This is a genomic window from Streptomonospora alba (assembly GCF_000826685.1).
GTDB classification, from domain to species: domain Bacteria; phylum Actinomycetota; class Actinomycetes; order Streptosporangiales; family Streptosporangiaceae; genus Streptomonospora; species Streptomonospora alba.
This window is the reverse complement of the sequence record NZ_JROO01000011.1, coordinates 111,127-117,431: the sequence shown is the minus strand read 5'-3', so window position 1 is coordinate 117,431 and position 6,305 is coordinate 111,127. Positions and strand designations below refer to the sequence as shown.

The following is a 6,305-nucleotide window of genomic DNA, read 5'->3' as shown; positions in this document are numbered from 1 at the left end:
AAAAAGCGCACGCTCGACGAAGCCGAACGCGGGTGCATGGCTGCGCATCGGTTCCGAGGAGGGCAGCGGACGCGCCGAGCTGCTGCTGTCCGCCCCGGTGGATCGGGGGCGCTGGGCGCTGAGCCACCTGGTGTTGGCGTCGGCGGTGCCGGTCGTGCCGCAGCTGATCCTGGGGTTGTGCTTCGGGCTCGGCACCGGCGAACTCGGCGGGATGCTCACGGCGACCTTGAGCCTGGTCCCCGCCGTCTGGGTGATGGTCGGGATCGCCATGGCGGCCGTGGGCCTGGCGGGACGCGGCGCCGCGACCTGCCCGCCTGAGGCGGCGTGGCGGGTCTACGGCGGGTAGCTGCCGGAGGTGGAGCGTGCCCGCCGCGGGACCCGCCTCCGCCCCGGCTGCTCCGTGTCCAACCGGGGCGGAGGGGTGTGGCCTAGTGCCCCCTGCCCGGGCGGAACAGCCGGGTGGGCACGGCGTCGGCCATGGCGGCCATGCCTGCGTCGTTGGGATGCAGGTGGTCGCCGCTGTCGTAGGCGGGGTTCAGCCGCAGCGGATCCCCCGGCGCCCGCATCGCCTTGTCGAAGTCGATGACGGCGTCGTACTCGCCGCTGGTGCGGATCCACTCGTTGACCGTCTGGCGCTTGTCCTCGTTCTCCGTGCTGTAGAAGCCCAGGGTGTCTCCCTTGAACGGCAGGATGGTGCCGCCGTAGGCGCGCAGGCCCGCCGCGTGCGCGCGGGCGATGATCTGGCGGTGCCCGCCGATGATCTCTGCGGCCGTGACGGTCTCGGACAGCGGGGCCGCGGTGCCCGGATGTCCGAGGTCGTTGACTCCCAGCAGCACGATCACGTGCTCGGCGCCCGGGTGCGCCACCACGTCGCGGTCGAAGCGCCGCAGTGCGCTCTGGCCGAAGAACGCGGCGTAGGACTCGGCGTCGCTGCCCTCGGGCGGGTTGGGGTCGTGCAGCAGTCGGTTGCCGGCGATGCCCGAGTTCAGCACGCCGGTGCGGCCGCCCACGCGCTCGGCGAGCAGATCGGGCCAGCGGTTGTTGGCGCCCGCCGTCGTCTCGGAGCCGTCGGTGATCGAGTCGCCCAGCGCGACGACCGCCCCGGTGTGCTTGCCGCGGGCGCGCACGCTGATCCCGGAGAGGAAGTGCCACTGGGTCATGGTGCTGGTCGGCGTGACCGAGGGCTTGGCTGTGACGTTGCCCGCTGCCACCGCGTTCTCCTGGTAGGAGAAGCCGTGCAGGGTGGTCACGGGGGTGCGCTGGGGCAGGTGGATGCTGACCACCAGGTCCGAACGCGGGGGCAGGCGCAGTTCCACCGCGTCGCTGAGCATCGGGGCGCCGGCCGGGACGGTCACCGACGTGCTGCCGCCGAAGGTCACGGGGCGATCGGTGTCCGGGGCCGTGTCGGTTCCCGCGGAGCCGTCCCGCAGCGCGACACGGACCTCGCCGATGCGCAGCGGCGAGGTGCCGAACTCGTTGGTCAGCCGCAGCCGCACTCGGTCTCCGCCGACGCTGGTGTGCACGACCTGGCGGACGGTCTCGTCCTCGAGGACGGGGGTGGCCGATTCCGGCGTGGCGGTGGGCACGGCGGCCCAGGTGCCCACCCAGTTGCGAGGGCCGCCGGAACGGTGGCCCGGTTCCGCGACGCTCGCCGCGGTACCCGCGCTGAGCAGCAGCAGCGCCCCCGCCAGGACGGCGCCGAGCCGCAGGGGGCGGATACGGGGCCCGGTGGCAGGGCGGGTCATCGCCTACCCCCTGCGTGCCGGGCGGGCGAAGTGCCAGCCCTCGGCCTTCAACGAGGGGATGATCCGGGCGACGGCCCCGACCGTCTGGCTGCGGTCGCCCCCGCCGTCGTGCAGGAGCACGACCGACCGCGGCGTGATGCCCTCCTCCAGGCGGCGCACCAGCTCGTCGGTGCCCGGCGGGACCCAGTCCTCCACCGCCAGGCTCCAGCCCAGCGGCTGCATGCCCAGTTCCGCCGAAACCTGCGGGGTCTGGCCCCAGGCGCCGTAGGGGGCGCGGAAGTAGGGGATGCGGGCGTTGGGGACGGCCTCGCGGATCGCCTTGCTGGTCTCGATCAGATCGGCGCGGACGTCGTCGCGTTCCCAAGAGCTCATGTCGCCATGGCGCATGCTGTGGTTGCACAGCGTGTGCCCGTCGGCGGCGATGTCCCGGACGATGTCGGGGTGCTCGCGCACGTGCTCGCCCCACAGGCAGAACACGGCCTTGACGCGGTGCTCGCGCAGCACGTCCAGCAGCTGGGGCGTGTTGCGCGGGTCGGGACCGTCGTCGAAGGTCAGCGCCACGGCGCGGCCGCTCCGCTGGGTCTGGTCGACGATGTCGTCGGTGGCGGGGCCGCCGGGGCGGTGGTCGCGGTGGAGCGGGCCGGCCTGCGCCGGTACCGCGGCGCAGAGGGCGAGGCCGAGCGTCAGCAGGGTCGCCGCGAGGCGGCCCGGGAGGGGGGATGGTCGGCGGGTGTCCGTCACGCAGTCTCCTTGGCCGCATCCTCTTCCGGAAGCTTCCGGAATTTAAATGCAACCTAAAGAGCGCGTGCCGCGGTGTCAACGTTCTGCGACCGACACGCCGACCTCACCGCGCCGAGTATCCCGGCACCGGTGCGGTGCTGTCACGGACCACGAGTTCGGTGGCAAGTTCCACCCGCGGGCTCTCGATCGCCTCGCCCCGCACCAGCCGGTGCACGGTATGCACCGCGAGCCTGCCCATCTCGGCCAGCGGCTGGCGCACCGTCGTCAGCGGCGGCGAGGCCCAGCGCGCCTCGGGCAGGTCGTCGAAGCCGATCACGCTGACGTCGGCGGGCACGCGCAGGCCCCGCCGACGCAGGGCCTCGTAGACGCCCAGAGTCATCTGGTCGCTGGCCGAGAACACGGCCGTGGGCGGGTCGGCCAGGCCGAACAGCCGCTCGCCGGCCCGGAACCCGGACTCGTAGTCGTACTCGCCCGGCACGACGAGGTCGTCCTCGACCTTCAGTCCGGCGGTCTCCAGCCCCGCCCGGTAGCCGTCGAGTCGGGCGCGGCTGCACCACAGCTCCGGACGCCCGGCCACGAAGGCGATGCTGCGGTGGCCCAGGCTGATCAGGTAGTCGGTGGCGCTGAGCCCTCCGGCCCAGTTGGTGGCGCCGATCGTGGGCACCGCCAGGTCGGGCACACCGACCGGGTCGATCACCACGGAGGGCATGTGCAGCTCCTCCAGTTCGGCGCGCAGGGAGGAGTCCAGGTCGGTGGTGACGAGGATGGCGCCGTCGCTGGTGCGCGAGCGCACGTTCTGCAGCCACTGGCGGGTGGAGCTCTCCCGCCGGTGGATGGCAGAGACGACGATGCCGCTGCCCGCCGCGTGCGCGGCGTCCTCGACGCCGCGGATGATCTCCACGGCCCACGGGCTGTCCAGATCGTTGAAGACCAGGTCCAGCAGCCCCACCATCTCGCCGCCGCGGCTGCCGCGGCGGCGGTAGCCGCGTTCCCGCAGCAGGGATTCGATGCGCTCACGCGTGGCGGGAGCGACGTCGCCCCTGCCGTTGAGGACGCGCGAAACGGTCGGTGCGGAAACCCCCGCCTCCTCGGCGATGGCGGAGATGGTCACGGCTGGGGTCGGGATATCGGCCACTGCTCCTCCTTCGTACCTACCCAGAGTACGGACGCGGCGCGAGGAAACGACGCGCGGGAGCCGCAACCGCGGAGGGAGCGGGCGTGCGCCTGCGCGGGCTCCCGGTGAGGGGCGGGGGTATTGACGCCCTGGCCAGCAGCGTTTACTGTCCATCGACCGCCAATCGGAATTTTCCGGAAAGCACGAGCGGCAGACCGAATGGGAGTCCCCCCAATGAAACCCATCCGCTTCGCCACCACCGCCCTGGCCGCGGCCGCCCTGACCGCCCCGATGGCCGTATCCCCGGCCGCCGCAGAGGGCTTCGGCCACGGCCACTGGCCGCCCCACCACTCCAACGGCAAGGCCGAGCGGCTGCGCTGGGCGGCCCCTCACGATTTCCGTATCGGCACCGCGGTCGCCGGCGGCGGCCACCACGAGGACCAGGGCTACCCTCCCCCCTTCACCTCCGACCGGAAATACCGCAAGACACTGGCGCGCCAGTTCAACTCGGTCTCGGCCGAGAACCAGATGAAGTGGGAGTACATCCACCCCGAGCAGGACGAGTACAACTTCGAGGACGCCGACCGCATCGTCGCCTTCGCCGGACGCCACGGCCAGGCCGTGCGCGGTCACACCCTGCTCTGGCACAGCCAGAACCCCGACTGGTTGGAAGAGGGCGACTTCACCGACGACGAGCTGCGCGCGATCCTGCGCGACCACATCACCACCGTCGTCGGCCGCTACAAGGGCCGCATCCAGCAGTGGGACGTCGCCAATGAGATCTTCGACGACGACGGCGAACTGCGCACCGAGGAGAACATCTGGCTGCGCCGGCTGGGGCCCGGGATCATCGCCGACGCCTTCCACTGGGCCCACCAGGCCGACCCGTACGCCGAGCTGTACCTCAACGACTACAACGTCGAAGGCGTCAACGCCAAGAGCGACGCCTACTACGAGCTGTCCCAGGACCTTCTCGCCGAGGGAGCGCCGCTGCACGGCTTCTCCGCTCAGGGCCACCTCAGCCTGGACTACCCGTTCCCCGGCAGCATGGAGGAGAACCTGCGCCGCTTCGACGAGCTGGGGCTGGGCACGGCCGTCACCGAGGTCGACATCCGCATGACCCTGCCCGACAGCGGCGAACCGACCGAGGAGCAGCTGGACACGCAGGCCGACTACTACCGCCAGGCGCTGCAGGCGTGCCTGGACGTCGACAGCTGCGAATCGTTCACGATCTGGGGCTTCAACGACAAGTACTCCTGGGTGCCGGTGACCTTCGAAGGCGAGGGCTCGGCCACGGTCATGACCGAGGACTACACCCGCAAGCCGTCCTTCTTCGCGCTGCACGAGGCGCTGAAGGAGGAGAAGAAGTGGCCGGGCTGGCCCGGCCGCGGGCGCGGCGGCCGCTAGCGGTAGCGGACGCCGGCGGCCGCGCCCTCAGGGGCGGCCGCGGTCCGCCGCCTGCTTAGTCGGGCCGGGCGGCGGGCCGCGGCTCGCGCTCTCCGGAAGGGGATGCGCACCGACACACGACCGGCCCGGTGGAGACCACACCGGACACGCTCCGTGCGCCCGTACCGGCACCGCCCGGTGCGGGCGCGCCCGCGGGCCTCGGGCATGACAAGACCCCCTCAGTCGAAGCCGAAGGGGTCGCGGTTTCCAGAGGGGTGGGGGACTACAGTTCCGCCGATCTCACGGCCGCCACGAACGCCGTCCATTCGGCAGAGGGCATCTCAAGGTGTCCCGCGTCGCGGTGCTTGGTGTCCCGCACGGCCGCGCCGCGATCGGACGTAGCGGCGACCTCTACGCACTCTCCGCCCTTGGAGTTGCTGTAGCTGCTTGTACGCCAGGTCTCTTCCAGAATCACAGGTTCTCCCGCACCTTCCTTATGAGTTCCGCCGACGGTGTCGGGGCCAGCGCGAGCGCGCGCAAGTCATCGAAGTCTTGAACGTATTGACGCACGTCTTCCTCTTCGTGATCCGCGTCAGCCGAGACCCGCGTCTCCAGGATCAGGAGGGTTTCCCTGCTGGCAAGCCGCAGGAGCTGAAACGAGCCGTCAAGCCCCGGATGCGGAGCCACATCAAGAGGAAGTACCTGCACCGTGACATGGGGATTTTCCGCCATGGACAGTACATGATCCAGCTGTGCGCCCATGACGTCAGGTGTCCCAACAGTACGGAGCAAGACCGCCTCGTCTATGACGAACAGCCCGCGCGGAGGAACATCTCCCCAGACAGTCTCTTTTCGCCGCATTCGGGCACGAACCGATTCTTTGATCTGTGAATCGGTTGCCGTAGCGTCTCCGGCCCGCAGAGCGGCGTGCGCATAGGCTTCAGTCTGCAGAAGACCGGGAACCCAGCCGAGATGGAACTGGCGTATCTCTTCGGCCTGATACAAAAGCTGCTCGACGTGCACGAGCCATAGCGGGGTACCCGGACGATTGGCCTTGTCCACGAGACGCGCGATCTGGTCGCCCGAGTTCAGGACAGCATCCAACTCTCGCGCATACGTCGGTTTGCAATTGCGCACTCCCCGCTCAATCGCACTGAGCATCCCCGCAGACAGCGACACTTCGCGGGAAATCCGATCGAGCGACAGGTCAAGCGCCTCACGACGACGTCGGATCTCACGACCCACCCGCAGCCATTCCGGCTTCACCGTCTCCATACTTCAACATCTCACCACAGCGTCACTACTCCCGTCTACACGAA

At 70.3% G+C, this 6,305-nt stretch carries 6 protein-coding genes and 1 pseudogene; 2 read left to right on the top strand and 5 right to left on the bottom strand.

The window, feature by feature from the left end:
- Positions 1-346, top strand: a pseudogene (locus LP52_RS27650) (hypothetical protein); the annotation flags it as partial.
- 82 nt (positions 347-428) lie between these two features.
- Here LP52_RS27650 and LP52_RS07555 read toward each other — a convergent pair.
- From LP52_RS07555 to LP52_RS07545, 3 genes are all read right to left on the bottom strand, one after another.
- Positions 429-1,745, bottom strand: coding sequence for an SGNH/GDSL hydrolase family protein (locus LP52_RS07555; protein ID WP_052809569.1), 1,317 nt, complete (start codon positions 1,743-1,745; stop codon positions 429-431).
- 3 nt (positions 1,746-1,748) lie between these two features.
- Complete coding sequence (locus LP52_RS07550; protein WP_040271887.1) at positions 1,749-2,486, bottom strand: polysaccharide deacetylase family protein; 738 nt, start codon at positions 2,484-2,486, stop codon at positions 1,749-1,751.
- A gap of 103 nt (positions 2,487-2,589) precedes the next feature.
- Complete coding sequence (locus tag LP52_RS07545; RefSeq protein ID WP_040271886.1) at positions 2,590-3,621, bottom strand: LacI family DNA-binding transcriptional regulator; 1,032 nt, start codon at positions 3,619-3,621, stop codon at positions 2,590-2,592.
- A 213-nt stretch (positions 3,622-3,834) separates the two neighbouring features.
- Here LP52_RS07545 and LP52_RS07540 point away from each other — a divergent pair, with 213 nt between their 5' ends.
- Entirely contained in the window at positions 3,835-5,007 is a 1,173-nt protein-coding gene (locus tag LP52_RS07540) for an endo-1,4-beta-xylanase (protein WP_052809568.1), read from the top strand.
- 262 nt (positions 5,008-5,269) lie between these two features.
- On the opposite strand, the gene LP52_RS07535 is transcribed toward LP52_RS07540, so the two are convergent.
- Together LP52_RS07535 and LP52_RS27190 are read right to left on the bottom strand one after the other, a co-directional pair.
- A complete protein-coding gene (locus tag LP52_RS07535; RefSeq protein WP_338011624.1) occupies positions 5,270-5,461 on the bottom strand; it encodes a DUF397 domain-containing protein in 192 nt (63 codons plus the stop codon).
- The gene (locus tag LP52_RS27190; RefSeq protein WP_157036254.1) at positions 5,458-6,261 is read right to left on the bottom strand and encodes a DUF5753 domain-containing protein; all 804 of its coding nucleotides are present in this window, start codon (positions 6,259-6,261) and stop codon (positions 5,458-5,460) included. Before LP52_RS27190 ends, LP52_RS07535 begins: the two co-directional genes overlap by 4 nt.
- Positions 6,262-6,305 lie beyond the last annotated feature (44 nt).

Bases quoted from the DNA above. Each gene is read 5' to 3' on its own strand.
- LP52_RS07555 (WP_052809569.1), bottom strand. From the start codon at position 1,745: ATGACCCGCCCTGCCACCGGGCCCCGTATCCGCCCCCTGCGGCTCGGC.
- LP52_RS07540 (WP_052809568.1), top strand. From the start codon at position 3,835: ATGAAACCCATCCGCTTCGCCACCACCGCCCTGGCCGCGGCCGCCCTG.
- LP52_RS27190 (WP_157036254.1), bottom strand. From the start codon at position 6,261: ATGGAGACGGTGAAGCCGGAATGGCTGCGGGTGGGTCGTGAGATCCGA.